Origin of the sequence: uncultured Cohaesibacter sp., from assembly GCF_963556055.3 — a bacterium.
In the GTDB taxonomy this organism is placed as follows: Bacteria; Pseudomonadota; Alphaproteobacteria; order Rhizobiales; family Cohaesibacteraceae; genus Cohaesibacter.
Genome location: NZ_CAUVYE020000031.1, coordinates 298,161 through 315,604, shown reverse-complemented (window position 1 = coordinate 315,604; position 17,444 = coordinate 298,161). Strand labels below are relative to the sequence as shown.

Genomic DNA, 17,444 nt, shown 5'->3' with positions numbered 1-17,444 from the left:
TCGCTTGCAAGAGGAGATGGGCGAGATTGACGGCAAGGCTCATGTGGCCGTTTGCAAGGCTTTGGTGACCAAGGCCAGTGTTTTCATTCCCGGTCTGTCGCCCTATCTTCTGGCGTTTGTTCAAGGTGATGAAGGAGATGGGGCTGCATGAGGGGGTGCATCGAACAGATGCATCGACTCTATTGCGAATGCCTCTATCGGGCTGATGGCCGGATCCCTGTTGATGAAAAGCGCCTTGTACGGATCGATGACCGGGAACTGAGGCCGGACATACAGGAAAAAGTGGGCGGCAATCGTGAAGGAGATGACTCCGGACAATTTCCGTCAACTGGGCGACTATGATGGCTTCAAGGCCGATTTTCTGAAGCTCAACGGCTTCGGTCTCGAAGGGGTCGATTATCAAAGGGATGTGGACCTTGTCAGCTTTTGCGGAAAGCTGGAATGAGGTTTGAGGCACCAGACGAGATGGCTAGCAAGTGCGAGCCGTCGGATATGCTGATCTGTGTAGCTTGCGCGGTCTCAGCCCTGGCGGCGCAGTTTTGCCGTGACCCGCATACGTTCGCTGCGAAGGAGATTTCGGTGGCGTTGTTGCGACCCTTTCAGATGGTCCCGCATGGCCTCTCGAGCACCGGCCTCGTCGCCGTTTGAAATGGCCATGACGATGCGTTCATGCTCCTTGATGAGCAGATTGCGATAATCCACCTCGTCGTTATCCTCGACCTGGGTTTCCATGCCGGTTTGTGGAATGGCGGCATTGCCTTGCATTTCAAGGAAAGTGCAAAGAGTGGATTGTTGGTTGCCTTGGCAATGGCAATATGAAGCGCGATGTCGGCATCGCTCCAATGTTGACCGTCATTGACGCAGGCGATCACGGCTGCGTGTTTTTCGAAAATCTCTTCTTCCTGTGCAGGAGAGCGGCGTAAGGCGGCAAGACCGGCGGCTTCGATTTCCAGAGGGGTTCTGGCTTCCAGAATTTCGAGAGACGAGAAAAGGCGTTCCTTGTCTACGGTTTGTCTGTTGCGCTGGAAGGTGAAGTTGATCGGATCAAGAACAAAGACGCCGGCACCCTGTTTGGCTTCAACCAGTCCATCTGAGCGCAGGGCTGCAATGGCTTCCCTGATGACAGTGCGGGATACGCCAAAGGCTCGGGTCAGTTGCGCTTCGCTGGGAAGCCTTGCTGCCCGGCGGGTAACTTCCTTGCAGGATATCATTGCGAACGGCATCACCGACGCGCGAAACAAGATTCCCTCGGGACTGTCTTGGGCTCTTGACTTGTTGATCCTGCGTCATTCTTTGTGCCGTCAAAGTTGTCTGGTGAATTTGGATGGCTTCCCCAAAATCAAGAAGTTCCAGCGTCTTGCCAATTCACTTGTATGATAAGATCGTGACGATTGCAATATAAGAATGCTGTTTTGCTGTGCGTGTTGCTCAGCATGTGATGTCGTCGCACCCCCAGACTTCCAGTTGGCTAAGAGCCGGGAACGGGGAGGGGTCCTCTGCCTTGACGAGTTGGTCAAGGTGAACGCTCGTCGTAAAATGAGGTTCAATTTCAATGAGTTGCCCCTCACTTTGTTTTTTGAGGGACATTGTTGTGCTCCAGCCATCGCTCAATGTGATGCGAGCACTTTGCCACCAGGCGTCGTGCGGAAAGTCTGCGCGCGTGAAAATGACGATTTGTTTCACACAGACCATACGACCAAAGTTGAGAGTAAGTGCCGCATTCGGATCGCAATTTATTCCCCAACTTGTATAGGGCCAGAAACCGTGATTTGTGTTGGCAATTTCGCCATCGATGACGTTGCGGGCCGCAAAGGCGGCTTCGCCACGGGTTTTCAACATTGGCTGTCACATGAGGGAAGGCTTCCTCATTGTCGCCGCGATCATAGGGATTGACCGCAAGATTGCGATGGTTTTTTCTGGCGCTTTCGGGTTCGAGGCGAGCCATCAGGCGGTGCTGGTTTCCCTTGAAAGCAAAAGGCGGATAGGCTTCTTTTTGCTGCTCGGACGGGATCGGGAAGGCAAAGCGCCCTTCTGGCAGGAACAGCCTTGCGCTGGAAAGGCTGTTGTCGAGGCAAAGCTCCAGAAAAAACACCCTTTTGATCGGATTGCAGCAGAACAAGGTCGCCATCCTGATAGCTCAGGTCATGGCAAAGAAAAACGCTGGTTTCCCCGCTTGCCCTGGCACGGGTTTCTCCATGTTGGTCCAGAATGGATAGGGTGATGGTCATTATGTCCCTCTTCAGCTTATTGTGAGACGGAAGGTTGAAGAAGCGAGCGGAAGCAACAGGCGATAAAGCTGGTTCGGCCAGGATGATCGCAGTCGCTGATCTTCAATGGTAATGGTCTCAAGGGTTGGCGATCCGGCGCCTTCGAAGCCAAGTGTTGCAAACGTCATCAAGAATGATCAGGTTGCCCTTGATTTGAGGTTCGATGGCCAGCATCAAAGACAGGGTCGGGCGTTTGTCGCCCTTAAACTGGTCAAGTATTTCAATATGTTGCCCCTTGATCAGAGACACTGTCCGATGATAGCTTTCAACGCCCGCATGCGTGGGATAGGCACCTGCAAGCTCCATGGATAGTGAGGCAAGATCGTCGGTCAGTTGAGCTGTCACATCTCTTGCAGCAAATCTCAGGCCGTCTTGCTGATCGACCCCTTCAAAGCTTGGCAGATTGTGATAACCGGACTGCATGGTCCAGATTTCATAGCGGCGCGGCGAGAAGGTCTTGGCGGTGTAGGTTTCGACGCCCAGATCAATCAGGACAGGCTTGCCGTCCTTGTAAAGTGTGACGCTGCCCACGTCATTGTGATTGTGGCTGTCGCCATTGTCTCCGGCTTTCGCTGCGAGGGTGAAATGATCATCCCGTGCAGTGAGCAGTCCGATGCTTTGATAGAAATGGTCCGGGATAGAAGGTCTGGTGCTTTGCTTCGCTGCGTCTGGGCTGAGATTGGCAAGGGCGCAGGCAGTCTGGTAGCGATAGAAAAGATTGATTTCATCGGGCAGATCCGCGCATGGATCCTGTTGCCAGTCAAACAGGGCGAAGGTGCTCAGGATGTCGGACCTGATGGCCTTGCCGAACAGATATTCCCTTGCGCCGCAATGGCCGGCTTTGGCCGGGGCGTCGGCAAAATTGAAATAGCGCTCATCTTCGACATGCATATGCACGATAAATTCGGCGATATTGCGGATTTTGGGCTCGTTCCAAAGGGATGAGAAGGCATCGGGGGCGACCTGAGTGAGGATGTTGAGCGCATTGAACAGGCAAAGCCCGGCGTGGCGATAATATAGAACACCCTCCTCGCAGGCACCGTCTTGGCCATAATCCTTGAGAAAACAGTCCAGGCTGTAGGCGGCCTTGGTCATGATGGTGCGTCTGGTGTCTTCCTCAAGTGGTATGAGAAAACTGGTGAGAAGGATATTTTGCGTGCACCAGGCGGTCCAGTTGCACATCGGTTCGTCGCCATTGCCCATCCACCAGAAATGCTCGTTGAGATAGGGTTCTATGATGCGCTTTTGCAGCTCGGAACGTATGCGGCCCTTGATCAACGGGCTGATGTCATCAAATTGCTTGCCGAAAAGATGAAGCAGCATTGCCAGCTGGGCACCGGTTTCCGCGGCAAACAGGTCGATTACCGGACGGTCGGGATCCGGCAGGGGGGCGCAGGCGGTATCTCTGATGTAACTGTTGTGCGCCGGTAACTGCCAGCCGCTTTCCTCGCACAAAAGCATCGTGCCATCGATAATTGAATCGAGATATGTCGTCTTGTCTGAAACCAGCTCTGCCATCGCATAGGCATTGAGCATGCGCCGCCTTTGCATGTAAGGCGCCTCAAAGCGTTCCCGATTGCCGTTTCGTGTGAAATCTAGATAACGGCTGGCCGGAAGACCGGGCCACTCCCCTTCATGCTTTTTGGCTGTTTCGAGCAATTGGTTGAAGAATTGTCCGGGCAGCTTGCCGAGCGTCTCTTTTGCCTCTGTGCCAGATAATGGCCAGGCGGGGCAAAAGGGCTGCAACCGTTCGGGCAATGCCTTTGTGCATTCGACGAACATTTTTTCCTCCTCGCGGAGACGAAGCCAAATGTGGGTTTCAAGGGATGGCTTGCCAGGTCCGCTTTCCACAGGCTTCGTCGCCAATTTGTTTAACTTATAATATATGTTTGGCAATATTGGAAGATAAATGCTGCAAAATCTTTGTACTTGTATTATGACTTGTTTGGCGGTACTATGCCAGTCAATAGGAGGCCCGTGCGAGCATTTGTCTTTGCGGGTGTTGCTGGGAATAAACAGGATCGACCGAGATCTTGCGTGGGAGGACGGAGTGGCGACAAGCGACTTGAGACTCAATGGAGCGGCCGGGCGGCCAAAGCGACGGGTTCTGAGCAAAAAGCAGCAAAAGATCCGCTCCTATCTCGTGGCCTATTCATTCATTGCACCAAATTTTCTGGGCTTTGCGATCTTTACCCTCGGGCCCATTCTGTTCGCCTTTGCGCTGGCTTTCATGCATTGGGATGGTTCAAATCCGATCGAGTTTGCGGGGCTTGACAATTTTTTCAAGCTTTTCCGCGACAAGGCCTTCATTGACGCTTTCTGGAATACGATCATCTATACCGCCTTTTCAGTGCCGCTCACCATGGCTTGTTCGTTGGGGCTGGCGTTGCTTCTGAACAAGAAGATATTCGGGCGCGATTTCTTCCGGGCGGCGATGTTCTTCCCCTATGTTGCCTCGCTGGTGGCGGCTGCTGTGGTCTGGAACATGTTGTTCAACCCGGAAATGGGTCCGGTCAACATGCTGCTTTATACCTTCGGCATTGATCCACGTGACTTGCCCGGCTGGGCTGCGGACAAAGACTGGGCGATGGTGACGATCATCCTGTTTGGTATCTGGAAGCAGGCAGGCTATTTCATGGTGATCTATCTGGCCGGGTTGCAAGGGGTCAATCAGGAGCTTTATGAAGCGGCGGATCTTGATGGGGCCAATAGCTGGCAGAAATTCTGGAATGTGACCGTTCCGCAATTGATGCCGACGACGTTCTTTGTCTCGGTCATGCTGACGATCAACTCCTTCAAGGTGTTCGATCAGGTTTACATGATCACGCAAGGCGGTCCGGGTACGTCGACCCTTGTGCTGGTCTATCACATTTATAACGAAGCCTTCATTTCCTGGGATCTTGGCTATTCCAGCATGGTTGCGCTTGTTCTCTTCGTGCTGGTTCTTGCGGTGACGCTGATCCAGTTCCGTTACTCACGAAACATGGATTAGGAGGGCGGAGACATGAGATTGTTCGGTAAGAAAATCAAGACCAGTCGCATTCTGATCTATCTGTTGATCGTGGCCATCACCATTCTGATGCTGCTACCCTTTGTCTGGATGCTGTCGGCTTCCCTGAAGCTGAACCGAGAGGTGTTCGAATTTCCGATCCAGTGGATTCCGCCGCATCCACGCTGGGAGAACTATCTCGATATCTGGACCAAGATCCCGATGCTGACCTTCGTGTTCAACACCGCCAAGATCACGATCATCGTCACCTTGTTGCAGCTGTTCACCTCGAGCTTTGCCGCCTATGCCTTTGCCAAACTGCGTTTCCCCTATCGTGACGTGCTGTTCCTTGGCTATATCGCGACCATCGCGATGCCGTGGCAGGTCTATATGGTGCCGCAGTTTCTGTTCATGCGCGAAATCGGCCTTTACAACACCCATTGGGCCCTGATCTGCCTTCAGGCCTTTACCGCCTTTGGGGTGTTTCTTATGCGGCAATTCTATATGTCGGTGCCGGACGAGCTTTGCGAAGCGGCGCGGGTGGACGGCATGAGCGAATATCAGATCTGGTGGACGATCATGCTGCCATTGTCCAAGCCGGCTCTGTCGACTCTGACGATTTTTACCTTCGTTTTTGCCTGGAACGATTTTCTCGGGCCGATGATCTATCTCACCAAGACAGAGCTCAAGACCATCCAGATCGGTCTTCGCATGTTCATCTCGCAATATTCGGCTGAATATGGGCTGATCATGGCGGCTTCCGTGGTGGCGATCATTCCGGTTCTTGTGGTGTTCCTTGCTCTGCAACGCTTCTTTGTTGAAGGGGTGGCGAGCACGGGGATTAAGGGCTGATATGATGCTTGATTTTGAAAAAGAGTTTTCGGTCGAGCCGATTGGCGAAGATGAGATCAGGGCTGCTGGCGATCTGGCCGCAAATCAGGTGCTGCGCAATTTGCCCGACTTCACCTATCGCATGCAAAATCATTCGAGTGTGGGGCATGTCTATCCGGCTTGTGACAATGTGCAATGGACTTGTGGCTTCTGGCCGGGTGAAGTGTGGCTCGCCTATGAATGGACCGGTAATCCGGTTTTCCGTCACGCAGCGCAAATCATGGTGCAGAGTTTCCTGCATCGGATCGAGAATAAAATCGAGGTCGATCACCACGATATGGGTTTTCTCTATAGCCCGACCTGCGTTGCTGCCTGGAAGCTTGTCGGCGATGAAGATGGGCGCAAGGCGGCGATTCTTGCCGCTGATCAGCTGATTGCCCGCTATCACGAAGTTGGCCAGTTCATCCAGGCCTGGGGGCAGATGGGGGCGCCTGAGAATTATCGCTATATCATCGATTGTCTGCTCAATCTGCCGTTGCTCTATTGGGCAAGCCGGGAGACGGGCGAGAGCAAATATGCCGATATTGCGCGCCTTCACGCAGCGACCACGCTTGCCAATTCCATTCGTCCCGATGGCTCGACCTATCATACCTTCTTCATGGACCCAGAAACCGGTGGGCCGGTCAGAGGTGAGACCTGTCAGGGCTACAAGGATGACAGTAACTGGGCTCGCGGTCAGGCTTGGGGCGTTTATGGCATGGCGCTGTCCTATCGCTATGACCGTCGGGACGAATATCGGGCGATGTTCGATCAACTGCTCGGTTTTTTCCTCAAAGGGTTGCCTGAGGACATGGTTCCCTACTGGGACATGATCTTCTCGGATGGTGACAATGAGCCGCGCGACTCCTCCTCGGCGGCCATTGTTGCCTGCGGTCTTCTGGAAATGGCTGATATCGTGGGCGGCGAGGCTGCGGAGCATTATCGCCTGCTGGCGCGCCGGTTTGTCGGCAGTCTCTGGCGCGGTTATGCGGTGCGTGATCCGTCCCGTTCGAACGGTCTGGTGTTGCACGGCACCTATTCCAAGAAATCCCCCTACAATACCTGCACGCCGGAAGGCGTCGATGAATGCGTTTCCTGGGGTGACTATTATTATCTCGAAGCGCTGACCCGCCTGTCCCGCAACTGGTCCTCCTACTGGTGAACCGGTGGATGGCAAGATTTGGAGTTATGTGAATGTCCGGCATTTCGCTAAAAAAACTCAACAAGACCTACGGTCATCTGACCGTGGTCCACGACATCGATCTGGAGATTGCCGACAAGGAATTCATTATTCTGGTCGGGCCTTCAGGATGTGGTAAATCAACAACCTTGCGGATGATTGCCGGGCTTGAGGAGATTTCCTCCGGCGAGCTTTATATCGGCGACGATCTGGTCAATGACATTCCGTCAAAAGATCGAGACATCGCGATGGTGTTCCAGAATTATGCGCTTTATCCGCATATGACGGTCTACAAGAATATGGCCTTTGGCCTGCAATTGCGTAAGGCACCAGAGGACGAGATTGATGCCAAGGTGCGTGAAACCGCCAAGATCCTTGATATCGAACATCTGCTTAACCGCAAGCCCAAGGCCTTGTCCGGCGGGCAGCGCCAGCGTGTTGCGCTGGGGCGTGCGATGGTGCGTAATCCTGAGGTTTTTCTCCTCGATGAGCCGCTTTCAAACCTTGATGCCAAATTACGTGGCTCCATGCGCTCGGCTATCACAAAGCTGCATCGTCAGCTTGACAGTACCTTCATTTATGTGACCCACGACCAGGTCGAAGCCATGACCATGGCCGACAGGATCGTTGTGATGAAGGATGGCTATATCCATCAGGTCGACACGCCGCAGGTGCTCTATGATCGCCCGATCAACATGTTCGTGGCCGGCTTTATCGGTGCCCCGCAGATGAACATGCTTGATGTCACCATTGAGAAACAGGGTGAGGCGTATATCGGCAAATTCCACGATACGGATTTTCCGCTGATGCTTGGCGAGAAGGCTGCCCGCCTTGATCCCTATGTTGGCAAGTCCGTGGTGCTGGGGCTGCGCCCCGAGAGTTTCCACGAAACCATGCCGCATGATGTCGATCCGGCCAAAACCTGTTCTTTCTCGGCGCTGGTAGAGCTGGCCGAGCCGATGGGGGCCGAGATCCATCTCAATCTGGTTGCCCATGGCGCCAATCTGATCGCGCGTGTTTCGCCACGCTGCGAGGCTGAAGATGGTGAAATGGTGACGCTCTATTGTGATCTTGCCAATCCCCATTTGTTCGACAAGGAAACCGAAAAATCGATTTTGTTCTAGAACGCTGACTTGAGGGCAACGCCATGCAGTGGCTAACCAACTGGATGATGAAGGAAGGGCCGGGCGTCCGCAAGGATGAGCCGAAGAAGACCGGTCTTGCGCTGTTTGTCAGCATCATTCTGAGGGAGCCGTGGGAACTGTTCAAGCTGAACCTGCTCATGCTGCTGCTTTGCATTCCGGTGATCACCATTCCTGCCAATCTTGTTGCGGCGGGCCGAATTTGCGGTCTGATGATCGAGGATGAAGTTGTCTTTTTCTGGCGTGATTATTGGCGAGCCTTTGGGCAACGGGCGGTGGCGTCGACGCTTTGGGGTCTGTTTTTTGCGGTTCTGCTTGGCATTTGTGGTTATTCGGCATTCATCTATGGCCAGCTTGGCTTGCATGACATGGTTTATGTTGCCCCAGCCGTCATTGCAATTTGTCTGACGCTGCTTGTGCTGATGGTTGCGGTTTGCCTTTTCACGATTTTGAGCAAGCAGGTTTGCTTGCCCGCACTGGTGTTGCTCAAGTCCGCATGCCTTGCTGCGCTGGCCAAACCGATTCCGATTCTGGCCGGTATCGCCTTTGCTGCCTTGCTGTGGCTGGCCCACGTCATTTTCTACCCGGCATCGATTTTCCTGCCGGTGGTTCTCAATTTTTCTCTTGGAACGCTTGCGATGGTTTTCGGGGCGTACAAGGCAACCGATTTCGCACTTCAAATGCTCGAGCTTGTTGGCTCCCGTCAGGGTGCGGAAGAATCTGCATCTATTTGATGCACGTTTGATTGGAGGAACAAACATGAACAGAATTGCTAAAGCTGCTCTTTTCCTTACCGCTGGCTTGATGCCTTTTGCGGCTCAGGCCGCGGATCAGGTAACGATCAACTGGGCCCTTTGGGACTGGGACGCTACCGCTTATTACCAACCCGTAATTGATGCTTTCGAAGCAAAATATCCGGACATCAAGGTAGACCATACCGACCTTGGTTCCTCGGATTATTCCACCATGCTGATGACCCAGCTTTCCGGTGGCGGTTCCGATCTGGATGTGGTGCAGATCAAGGACATTCCCGGTTATGCAAACCTGATCAAGTCCAACAGCCTTCTTGATCTGAGCTCTTATATCAAGGAAGCAGGCATCAACACCGATGATTTCGGTGGTTTGATTGAAGAATTGACCGTTGATTCCGGTCTCTACGGCCTGCCATTCCGCTCTGACGTCTGGATCCTTTATTACAACAAGGCTCTGTTCGACAAAGCGGGTCATGCTTATCCAACCAATGACATGACCTGGGATGACTATGCGAAAATCGCTCGCGAAATGACTTCCGGCATGGGTGCCAACAAGGTTTATGGCGCGCACTTCCATACATGGCGCTCAACCGTTCAGATGCCTTGCATTCTGGATGGCAAATATTCGCTAGATGGTGGCGAATATGATTTCCTGAAAGTCTGCTATGACCGGGTTCTGGGTCTGCAAAATGACAAGGCCATTCGTTCCTATGCAGCGCTGAAAACCTCAAGCACCCACTATTCAGGCCCGTTCTACAATGGTGAGATTGCCATGATGCATATGGGCAGCTGGTTCATCGGCACCCAGATCGCCAAAGTGGAAAGCGGCGAATCTCTGGCCAAGGATTGGGGCATTGCAAGCTTCCCGCATCCTGAAGGCGTAAAACCGGGCACAACGGCTGCAACCATCACTTCTGTTGGCGTCAGCGCCAATTCCAAACACAAGGAAGCCGCTCTGAAATTTGTCGACTTCATCTCCAGCGCCGAAGGGGCCAAGGCAATCGCTTCTACCGGTACTCTGCCAGCGATGAAAACCGACGATGTTCTCTCGATCATCACCTCCAAGGAAGGCTTCCCACAGGATGAAACTTCCAAGGCTGCCCTTAAAACAGTCAAGGGATATCTGGAAATGCCGGTCAACCTCAAGGCTGCCAAAATGGAAGTCATTCTCAACCGTGCGCATGATGCGATCATGACTGACAATATTTCCATTGAAGAAGGCATCAAGGAAATGAATGAAGGCGTTCAGGCCATCATCAATGAATAGGGTCGTTGCGAGGAATTCGGTTTCTCGCCTGATCTCTTACCTGTAAATTGATCTTCGGTCGCCCGTTGTTGCGGGCGGCCGATTTCCATCTGCCGATGCCTTCATCCAAAAAGCTCTCATTGCGGCTGGGGTCTTTTTGCATGAGGACATTTTCGAGCCAGGGAGGCATAGTCCATGTCGATTCAACCTGATATTTCATGGTTGTCTGATCCGGAGATTTTCGCGGTCAACCGTCTTGATGCCTATTCAGATCACGTTGCCTATCCTGATGCCGCAAGCGCCAGGGAGCGGTCTGGGAGTGGCTTTCGGCAAAGCCTTGGCGGGCAGTGGCAGTTTCGTCTTGCCCAGTCCGTCAGCACGCGCCCCGAGGCCTTTTTCGAGGAAGCGTCCGACATTGCCGGTTGGGGCATGATCGAAGTGCCCGGCTATATGCAGTTGCAGGGGTATGGCAGACATCAATATGTGAATACCCAGTATCCGTGGGACGGGGTGGAGGAACTACGACCACCCCAGGTGCCAGAGGCCAATCTGGTTGGCTCCTATCGGCGTAATTTCTCTTTTGAAAAAGGGGATCAGACCGGGCGTGTGGTGCTGACATTCGATGGCGTTGAGACGGCCTTTTTCGTTTGGCTCAATGGCGAATTTGTTGGCTATAGCGAAGACAGTTTTACCCCAGCCCATTTCGATGTGACAGGCATTATCCGCGAGGGCGACAACTGGATTGCCGTTCAGGTTTTCCAGCGCTCGTCTGCCAGCTGGATCGAGGATCAGGATTTCTGGCGCCTCACCGGTATCTTCCGCGATGTCTGGATTGAGCAGCAACCCAAGCTGCATGTGCGGGATCTGTTCGTGAAGACAGATCTTGGCGATGATTTTTTCTCTGCCTCCTTGCACCTGAATATGGTGCTGGATGGGGCTGAGGCCGATGGTGTCGTTGATCTCGTATTGAGCGATGCGCAAGGAAAGCAGGTCGCCAGTATGGACGCCATTCCGGCGGCTGGGAAGATGGATCTGTGCCTCTCTGTTGATCAGCCTGCGCTCTGGAGTGCCGAAGCGCCCCATCTTTATGAGCTGACCATCATTGTGCGCGACGGCTCAGGAGGGATCTGTGAAGTTGTTCCTCAGCGTGTCGGTTTCAGGCGTTTCGAGATGGTGGGCAAGGTGATGATGCTCAATGGCAAGCGCATCATCTTCAATGGAATCAACCGGCATGATTTCGACGCGGTGCGTGGACGGGCTGTGACCTATGAACAGATGCTGTGGGATGTGACATTCTTCAAGCGCAACAACATCAATGCGGTGCGTACCAGCCACTATCCGAACCAGTCGGTCTTTTATGATCTGTGTGATGAATATGGGCTCTATGTCATCGATGAGGCCAATCTTGAATCCCATGGCTCATGGCAGAAAGACGGACGCTGCGATCCGGAATGGACGGTGCCGAATGACATTCCTCAATGGCGCGAGTGCGTGCTGGATCGGGCAAAGTCCATGCTCGAGCGCGACAAGAACCATCCTTCGATTCTGATCTGGTCCTGTGGCAACGAGAGCTATGGTGGCGAAAATATCTATCTGATGGCGCAATATTATCGCGAGCGGGATCCGTCGCGACTGGTTCATTATGAAGGGATTGTCTGGGATCGCCGTTTTGATGCGACCTCGGATATGGAAAGCCACATGTATACCAAGCCTCAGGATGTCGAGGCCTATTTGCAGAATGACCCACAAAAGCCTTTTGTGTTGTGTGAATATATGCATGCCATGGGCAATAGCTGTGGCGGTATGCATCTATATACCGATCTCGTTGACAAGTATGAACTCTATCAGGGGGGCTTCGTTTGGGACTATATCGATCAGGCGATCGCCGTGGGAGACCGTGAGGGCGACAGACGTCTGGCCTATGGTGGCGATTTTGGTGATCGGCCCAGTGATTATGAATTCTGCGCCGATGGTATCGTCACCGCCTGGCGCGAATTGACGCCGAAGGTGCAGGAAGTCAAGGCGCTTTATCAGCCCTTTGATCTCTCGCCTTCAAAAGAGGGCGTGAGAGTTCGCAACAAGAACCTGTTTGTCTCCACTGATGGGTTGGAACTCGCCTATCGCCTGCTTAGGGACGGTTACGAGATTTTTGCGAGCAAGAAGGACATTGATGTTGCGGCTGGCGAGAGCCTTTTTGTATCGCTTGAATTGCCTGAGTTCGATAAGGCTGGCGAATATGTATTGCAAGCAGGTCTGTATCTGAAAGATCCGTGTCTTTGGGCAGAGGCCGGGCACGAGGTGGCTTTTGGTGAAACGGTCTGGCAGGTTGAGGGTGCGCCAGATGCTCCGGCAGCCATATCCTTGAGCCTGACACGTGGAGATCTCAATTTCGGGGCTGAAACTCCGGACTTCTCATCGCTTTTTTCCATGGTTTTTGGTGGCATCTCGTCGATCAAGGCCAGGGGGTTGGAGTTTATCCGGCGGCCACCGCGTCTCACTTTCTGGCGGGCCATGGTAGACAATGATCGCGGACGGCATCATGGCTTTGATCTTGCGCCCTGGCAGACCGCGAGCCTCTATTACAAACGGGTCGGGTATGAGGTCGGCGAGGAGGACGGGGAGCCGATCATCTCCTATCGCTTTGCCTTGCCCAATCTGCCCGTTGAGCCAACAGTGTGTTACAGGGTTGGCCATGATGGTCTCGTCCATGTCGAAGCCTCCTATCCGGGTGCGGAAAATCTGCCGGATTTACCAATTTTCGGCATGCAATTCACGATGGATGCGCAATTTGATCGGTTCCGTTTTTATGGTCTCGGGCCGGATGAAAATTATTGCGACCGCATGCGTGGAGCGCGATTAGGTATTTTCGAGACCAGTGTTATGGACAATTTCCCAGCCTATCTGGTGCCGCAGGAGAGCGGCAACAGGATGGGGGTTCGCTGGGCGGAAATTCTGAATTCCGATGGAGTGGGCTTGCGCTTTGCGAGCGAGGCGGATCCGTTTGAATGTGGTGTTCTGCCTTGGGGGACGATGGAACTTGAAAGCGCCCTTCGGTCTGAGGAATTGCCTCCGGTCTATCGCACGGTCGTTACAATTGCGGCGAGGCAAATGGGCGTTGGCGGGGATGACAGCTGGGGCGCCCCGGTGCATGAGCCTTATCGGTTGTCTGCAAAAGATCCAATGAGATTGAAATTTTCCATCGCGCCGGTCGGGTTTTGATGTGAAGAGCTCGGGGCAGAAGTCAAACAGGAATTCAGTCAGGATTAAGTCAATGATGAAGCAAATGAGTGCCTGGGACCGTCTACCGGTAACGCGCGAGATGGTCAAAAGAAATCCGATGTTTGGCAATCCGCTGAGAACGCGGGATGATTTGGCGCGAGCGGTTTTGGGATTTTACGAACCGCTCAAACCCTATTTTTCCGATGGCGGCGGGCGTTTGCGATTGGCCGTTTCTGCCACTCATTATGATCAAACCGCTGCCGAGATGGAGGCCTTTGTTCGCCCTCTCTGGGGGCTCGTGCCGATGATGGCGGGTGGCTATGGATTTGACGACGTTTCCCGCTATATCGATGGGCTTGCCAATGGCATGGATCCAGAGCATCCCGATTATTGGGGGGAGGTTGGCCCCTATGATCAGCGCATGGTCGAAATGGCTGGCATTGCGACCGCCTTTCTATTGGCTCCGGAAAGCTTTTGGGAGCCGATGACCGATCGTGCCAAGGACAATGTCGCGCATTGGCTGCTGTCGATCAACGCCCATCCGATGCCTGACAATAACTGGCTGTTCTTCCGTATTCTGACCAATCTCGCGCTGCGCAATGTTGGTCGGCAATGGTCTGAATCCATTGTGCGGGAAGGGCTCGACCGGATCGAGACATTTTATCTGGGTGATGGGTATTATCGAGACGGGGAATGGAAGCAGCGGGATTATTATCTGCCCATGGCGCTGCATTTCTATGGCCTGATGGTGGCCGGGCTTGCGGGCGATCTGTTCCCTGAGCATGCGAAGCGCTATCGGGAAAGAGCGCGGCTTTTTGCCAGGGATTTTCAGCATTGGTTTGCGGATGATGGGGCGGCCATTCCTTTCGGGCGCTCACTCACCTATCGTTTTGCGCAAGGGGCTTTCTGGGCCGGTTGTGCCTTTGCCGGTGAAGAGGTGTTGCCCTGGGGGCAGATCAAGGGGCTCTTGCTGCGCCATTTGCGCTGGTGGTCGGACCAGCCTTTTGCCGAGCGCGACGGCGTGATGAGCATTGGCTATGTTTATCCCAATCTTTTCATGAGCGAGGCTTACAATGCGCCTGGCTCGCCCTATTGGGCACTCAAAAGCTTCATAGTTCTGGCTTTGCCTCAGGACCATCCCTTCTGGCAGGCTGAAGAGGAGGCGATGCCTCCGTCTGACGGAGAGGTCGTTCTGGCACCCGCCGCCGGGTTTGCCATGCGGCGTGCAGATGGGGACGCGGTGCTTTTGATGGGCGGGCAGGACGGGCATGAACATCGCGCCTATGATGCCAAATATGCCCGCTTTGCCTATTCCTCCGCTTTTGCCTTTTCGGTCAAGAGCGACATGACCAGCCCCGATTATGCGGATCGGTCTGCGGTTGATAGCGGCATGATGGCGTCCTTTGATGACCTTTCATGGATATCCCGCGGACATATTCTCAAGGCCGGGATCAGGGATGATCTGGTCTATGGGGTTTGGCAGCCGGACGAGCGCCTGACGGTGGAGAGCTGGCTCGACTTTGCCTCACAAGGATGGCACGTGCGCTTGCACCGGATTTCTGCGACGACGTCTGTCTCGATTGCCGAAAGCGGCTTCTCGGTTGACCGCACATGCGAGAAAGAACCGGGCTTTCAAAAGGGCCTTGTCAATGAAGCGGGCAGGGTGGAGATCCGGACGCCGGACGCCACCAGTGCAATGGTGGATTTGAGCACTGGGCGGCAAGGGGAAATCGTTCGCGCATCTCCCAATACAAATATTCGTTACCCTCGCACCCTTTTTCCGCGTCTTGTGACCCGGTTGCCAGCCGGACGGCATTTTTTGGCCACCGCAGTTTATGGTCTGCCCAGCCATCAGGATGAAATTGGAGATTTGATCCTGTCTCAGAAGATGAAAGCCTTGATGCTGTCTTTCGGGCTCGTTACCGTCACCCCCGGTTAGGCGTGATTCTCGGTCCTGTTAAGGATTTGCCAAGATCAAATTTTGTTTCAAATTATGTAAACTAAACGTTCTAATTTCTTTCAAAATTTGGGACCTTGATGGATTGCGCGCCATAGGTTGCTAAAAAGTGCTTAGATAAAGGCAGGTTAAGCAAAGTCTTCGTATCTCTTGGGCGAAGGTATTAGGTTGCTGTTTGGTAACGATTTTTCCAAATCTGAAGCCGATCAGGGCAGTTGGCAATTTGATCCTTGTCAACTATATTGAAAGAAATTGTTCGATACGTGAGCCCTACATAAAGCTTGGATGCCTTTTATTTCGGCATCAAGAGAGGGGGGTGTCGAACAGGTTTATTTGCGTCTTCAAATTTCGTTGCTTGCTATCGAGCTGTCACATTATCGATTGAAATGCGTGATATCGAAGGCCGTTCTTAAAGGCAGTGAGTGACGAACTACATATTTGTCATGGCACTTTTACAAATCGGGTCTAACAAGACCGGCAAATATGTCGAATTTGTACAATGTTTGGGTGTGATGCAGTTGATGCATCTTTGCGGAACGGGATATTTGGTCAAATGGCAATGGGTTGGCAAGGGCAGGTCCTGAAATATAGTGCGTTTCTTGATAAACGGAACTTTTTTGCACCTGTTCCGGACAATTCTCCGCGCCCACTGCCACATCAGTCTGGCAAAGCCATGATTGTCGGTGTCAGCTCAAGACGATCCATTGGTTTCGGTATCGCTGAACATTTGGCCGATTGCGGCTGGGAAACGGTTGTGACCACCCGGCGCAAGGACAAATTCATGCATATGTCTCAACGTCACGATGTGCGCGAGCTCGACTATTCCCGCTCCTTTGATGATATCGACGATGTCAATGACGTGACGGGTCTGGTTTTCTGTATCGCAAAGTCCAGCGTGACAGCGCCAAAAGGCTTGCTTGGCACCAGCCGGGACGAGTTTTTGCAGACCATGAGCGACAGTTGCTACTCCTATATTTCCGTGGTCAATGAGGCCCTCAAGCGTAATCCCAATATCAAATCCATTGTCGGGCTTTCCTATCTTGGGGGCGAGAGAGTCATTCCGGGGTATGATGCGATTGGTGTTGCCAAGGCCGCTCTCGAGCAAACAAACCGGATCTTGGCATCCGAACTTGGAGAGCGGGGAATTCGTGCCAATATCGTATCGGCAGGATCCCTGCGCACACCTTCCTCGAGGGTGTTGCCGGACTTCAGCAAGGTGCATTCGATTCTCAGCCGCCGTTCTTTCCTCCGGCGGCCTGTGACGACAGAGGAAATTGCCAGCAGCGTTGAATTTCTGCTCAGCGATGCGTCTGGCGGAATGACCGGTGAAGTGCTTCACGTCAATGGCGGCCTCAATCATTCCCTGATGCTGTAATCCATTTGGCCGTCGGGCCATTTGCATAAATGAAAAGGGACCCATCGGCAAGAATGGTGCCCTTTTTCATTGTCCGCTGATGGGCCGCCGGAGCGATTACTCGATGACCTTTTTGATGAATTCCGATTTCAGGCCCATTGGCCCGATGCCGGGGATCTTGCAATCAATGTCATGATCGCCACCAACCAGGCGAATATTTTTCACCTTCGTGCCGACCTTCACAACATCATTGGTGCCCTTGATCTTGAGGTCCTTGATAACGGTTACCGTATCGCCGTCAGCGAGCGGTGTTCCATTGGCGTCACGGATGATGTCGGCTTCGTCCGCTTGCGCGGGGGCTGCGTTTGGAGACCATTCGTGGGCGCATTCGGGGCAAATGAGCAAGGGCCCGTCTTCGTAAGTGTAGGTGCCGCCGCATTCTGGGCAAGGTGGTAGTTCGCTCATGAG

At 53.3% G+C, this 17,444-nt stretch carries 14 protein-coding genes and 2 pseudogenes; 12 read left to right on the top strand and 4 right to left on the bottom strand.

Going from position 1 to position 17,444, the window contains the following annotated elements; all coding sequences use genetic code 11:
- Nucleotides 1-16 precede the first annotated feature (16 nt).
- Together ACHZB8_RS20895 and ACHZB8_RS20890 are read left to right on the top strand one after the other, a co-directional pair.
- Complete coding sequence (locus tag ACHZB8_RS20895; RefSeq protein WP_316863147.1) at nucleotides 17-151, top strand: hypothetical protein; 135 nt, start codon at nucleotides 17-19, stop codon at nucleotides 149-151.
- Between the two features lie 144 nt (nucleotides 152-295).
- A complete protein-coding gene (locus ACHZB8_RS20890) occupies nucleotides 296-445 on the top strand; it encodes a hypothetical protein (protein WP_316863146.1) in 150 nt (49 codons plus the stop codon).
- A 74-nt stretch (nucleotides 446-519) separates the two neighbouring features.
- On the opposite strand, the pseudogene ACHZB8_RS20885 reads toward ACHZB8_RS20890, so the two are convergent.
- Nucleotides 520-1,290, bottom strand: a pseudogene (locus tag ACHZB8_RS20885) (FadR/GntR family transcriptional regulator).
- A 138-nt stretch (nucleotides 1,291-1,428) separates the two neighbouring features.
- Nucleotides 1,429-1,839 carry a hypothetical protein gene (locus ACHZB8_RS20880; protein WP_316863144.1) on the bottom strand — a complete coding sequence of 137 codons (411 nt, stop codon included), beginning with the start codon at nucleotides 1,837-1,839 and terminating at the stop codon, nucleotides 1,429-1,431.
- A 10-nt stretch (nucleotides 1,840-1,849) separates the two neighbouring features.
- Here ACHZB8_RS20880 and ACHZB8_RS20875 point away from each other — a divergent pair, with 10 nt between their 5' ends.
- Nucleotides 1,850-2,221 (top strand): hypothetical protein, encoded by a 372-nt coding sequence (locus tag ACHZB8_RS20875; RefSeq protein ID WP_316863142.1) that lies wholly within the window; start codon nucleotides 1,850-1,852, stop codon nucleotides 2,219-2,221.
- 18 nt (nucleotides 2,222-2,239) lie between these two features.
- On the opposite strand, the pseudogene ACHZB8_RS20870 reads toward ACHZB8_RS20875, so the two are convergent.
- Nucleotides 2,240-4,049: pseudogene (locus tag ACHZB8_RS20870) on the bottom strand (heparinase II/III family protein).
- A gap of 268 nt (nucleotides 4,050-4,317) precedes the next feature.
- Between ACHZB8_RS20870 and ACHZB8_RS20865 the strand changes: the two are divergent.
- From ACHZB8_RS20865 to ACHZB8_RS20825, 9 genes are all read left to right on the top strand, one after another.
- Nucleotides 4,318-5,259: a sugar ABC transporter permease gene (locus ACHZB8_RS20865; protein WP_316863138.1), complete on the top strand. Its 942-nt coding sequence runs from the start codon at nucleotides 4,318-4,320 to the stop codon at nucleotides 5,257-5,259.
- A gap of 12 nt (nucleotides 5,260-5,271) precedes the next feature.
- Nucleotides 5,272-6,108, top strand: coding sequence for a carbohydrate ABC transporter permease (locus ACHZB8_RS20860; protein WP_316863137.1), 837 nt, complete (start codon nucleotides 5,272-5,274; stop codon nucleotides 6,106-6,108).
- Between the two features lie 4 nt (nucleotides 6,109-6,112).
- Nucleotides 6,113-7,288, top strand: a complete 1,176-nt coding sequence (locus tag ACHZB8_RS20855; protein ID WP_316863388.1) for a glycoside hydrolase family 88 protein — start codon at nucleotides 6,113-6,115, stop codon at nucleotides 7,286-7,288.
- Nucleotides 7,289-7,320: 32 nt separating this feature from the next.
- Nucleotides 7,321-8,430: an ABC transporter ATP-binding protein gene (locus tag ACHZB8_RS20850; protein WP_316863135.1), complete on the top strand. Its 1,110-nt coding sequence runs from the start codon at nucleotides 7,321-7,323 to the stop codon at nucleotides 8,428-8,430.
- Nucleotides 8,431-8,453: 23 nt separating this feature from the next.
- Nucleotides 8,454-9,182: a DUF624 domain-containing protein gene (locus ACHZB8_RS20845; protein WP_316863133.1), complete on the top strand. Its 729-nt coding sequence runs from the start codon at nucleotides 8,454-8,456 to the stop codon at nucleotides 9,180-9,182.
- Nucleotides 9,183-9,207: 25 nt separating this feature from the next.
- A complete protein-coding gene (locus ACHZB8_RS20840; protein ID WP_316863131.1) occupies nucleotides 9,208-10,467 on the top strand; it encodes a sugar ABC transporter substrate-binding protein in 1,260 nt (419 codons plus the stop codon).
- Nucleotides 10,468-10,641: 174 nt separating this feature from the next.
- Nucleotides 10,642-13,665 carry a glycoside hydrolase family 2 TIM barrel-domain containing protein gene (locus tag ACHZB8_RS20835; protein WP_316863129.1) on the top strand — a complete coding sequence of 1,008 codons (3,024 nt, stop codon included), beginning with the start codon at nucleotides 10,642-10,644 and terminating at the stop codon, nucleotides 13,663-13,665.
- A 52-nt stretch (nucleotides 13,666-13,717) separates the two neighbouring features.
- Complete coding sequence (locus tag ACHZB8_RS20830; RefSeq protein ID WP_316863127.1) at nucleotides 13,718-15,604, top strand: DUF2264 domain-containing protein; 1,887 nt, start codon at nucleotides 13,718-13,720, stop codon at nucleotides 15,602-15,604.
- 571 nt (nucleotides 15,605-16,175) lie between these two features.
- A complete protein-coding gene (locus tag ACHZB8_RS20825) occupies nucleotides 16,176-16,997 on the top strand; it encodes an SDR family oxidoreductase (protein WP_316863125.1) in 822 nt (273 codons plus the stop codon).
- Nucleotides 16,998-17,093: 96 nt separating this feature from the next.
- On the opposite strand, the gene ACHZB8_RS20820 is transcribed toward ACHZB8_RS20825, so the two are convergent.
- Nucleotides 17,094-17,441 (bottom strand): zinc ribbon domain-containing protein YjdM, encoded by a 348-nt coding sequence (locus ACHZB8_RS20820; RefSeq protein ID WP_316863123.1) that lies wholly within the window; start codon nucleotides 17,439-17,441, stop codon nucleotides 17,094-17,096.
- Nucleotides 17,442-17,444 lie beyond the last annotated feature (3 nt).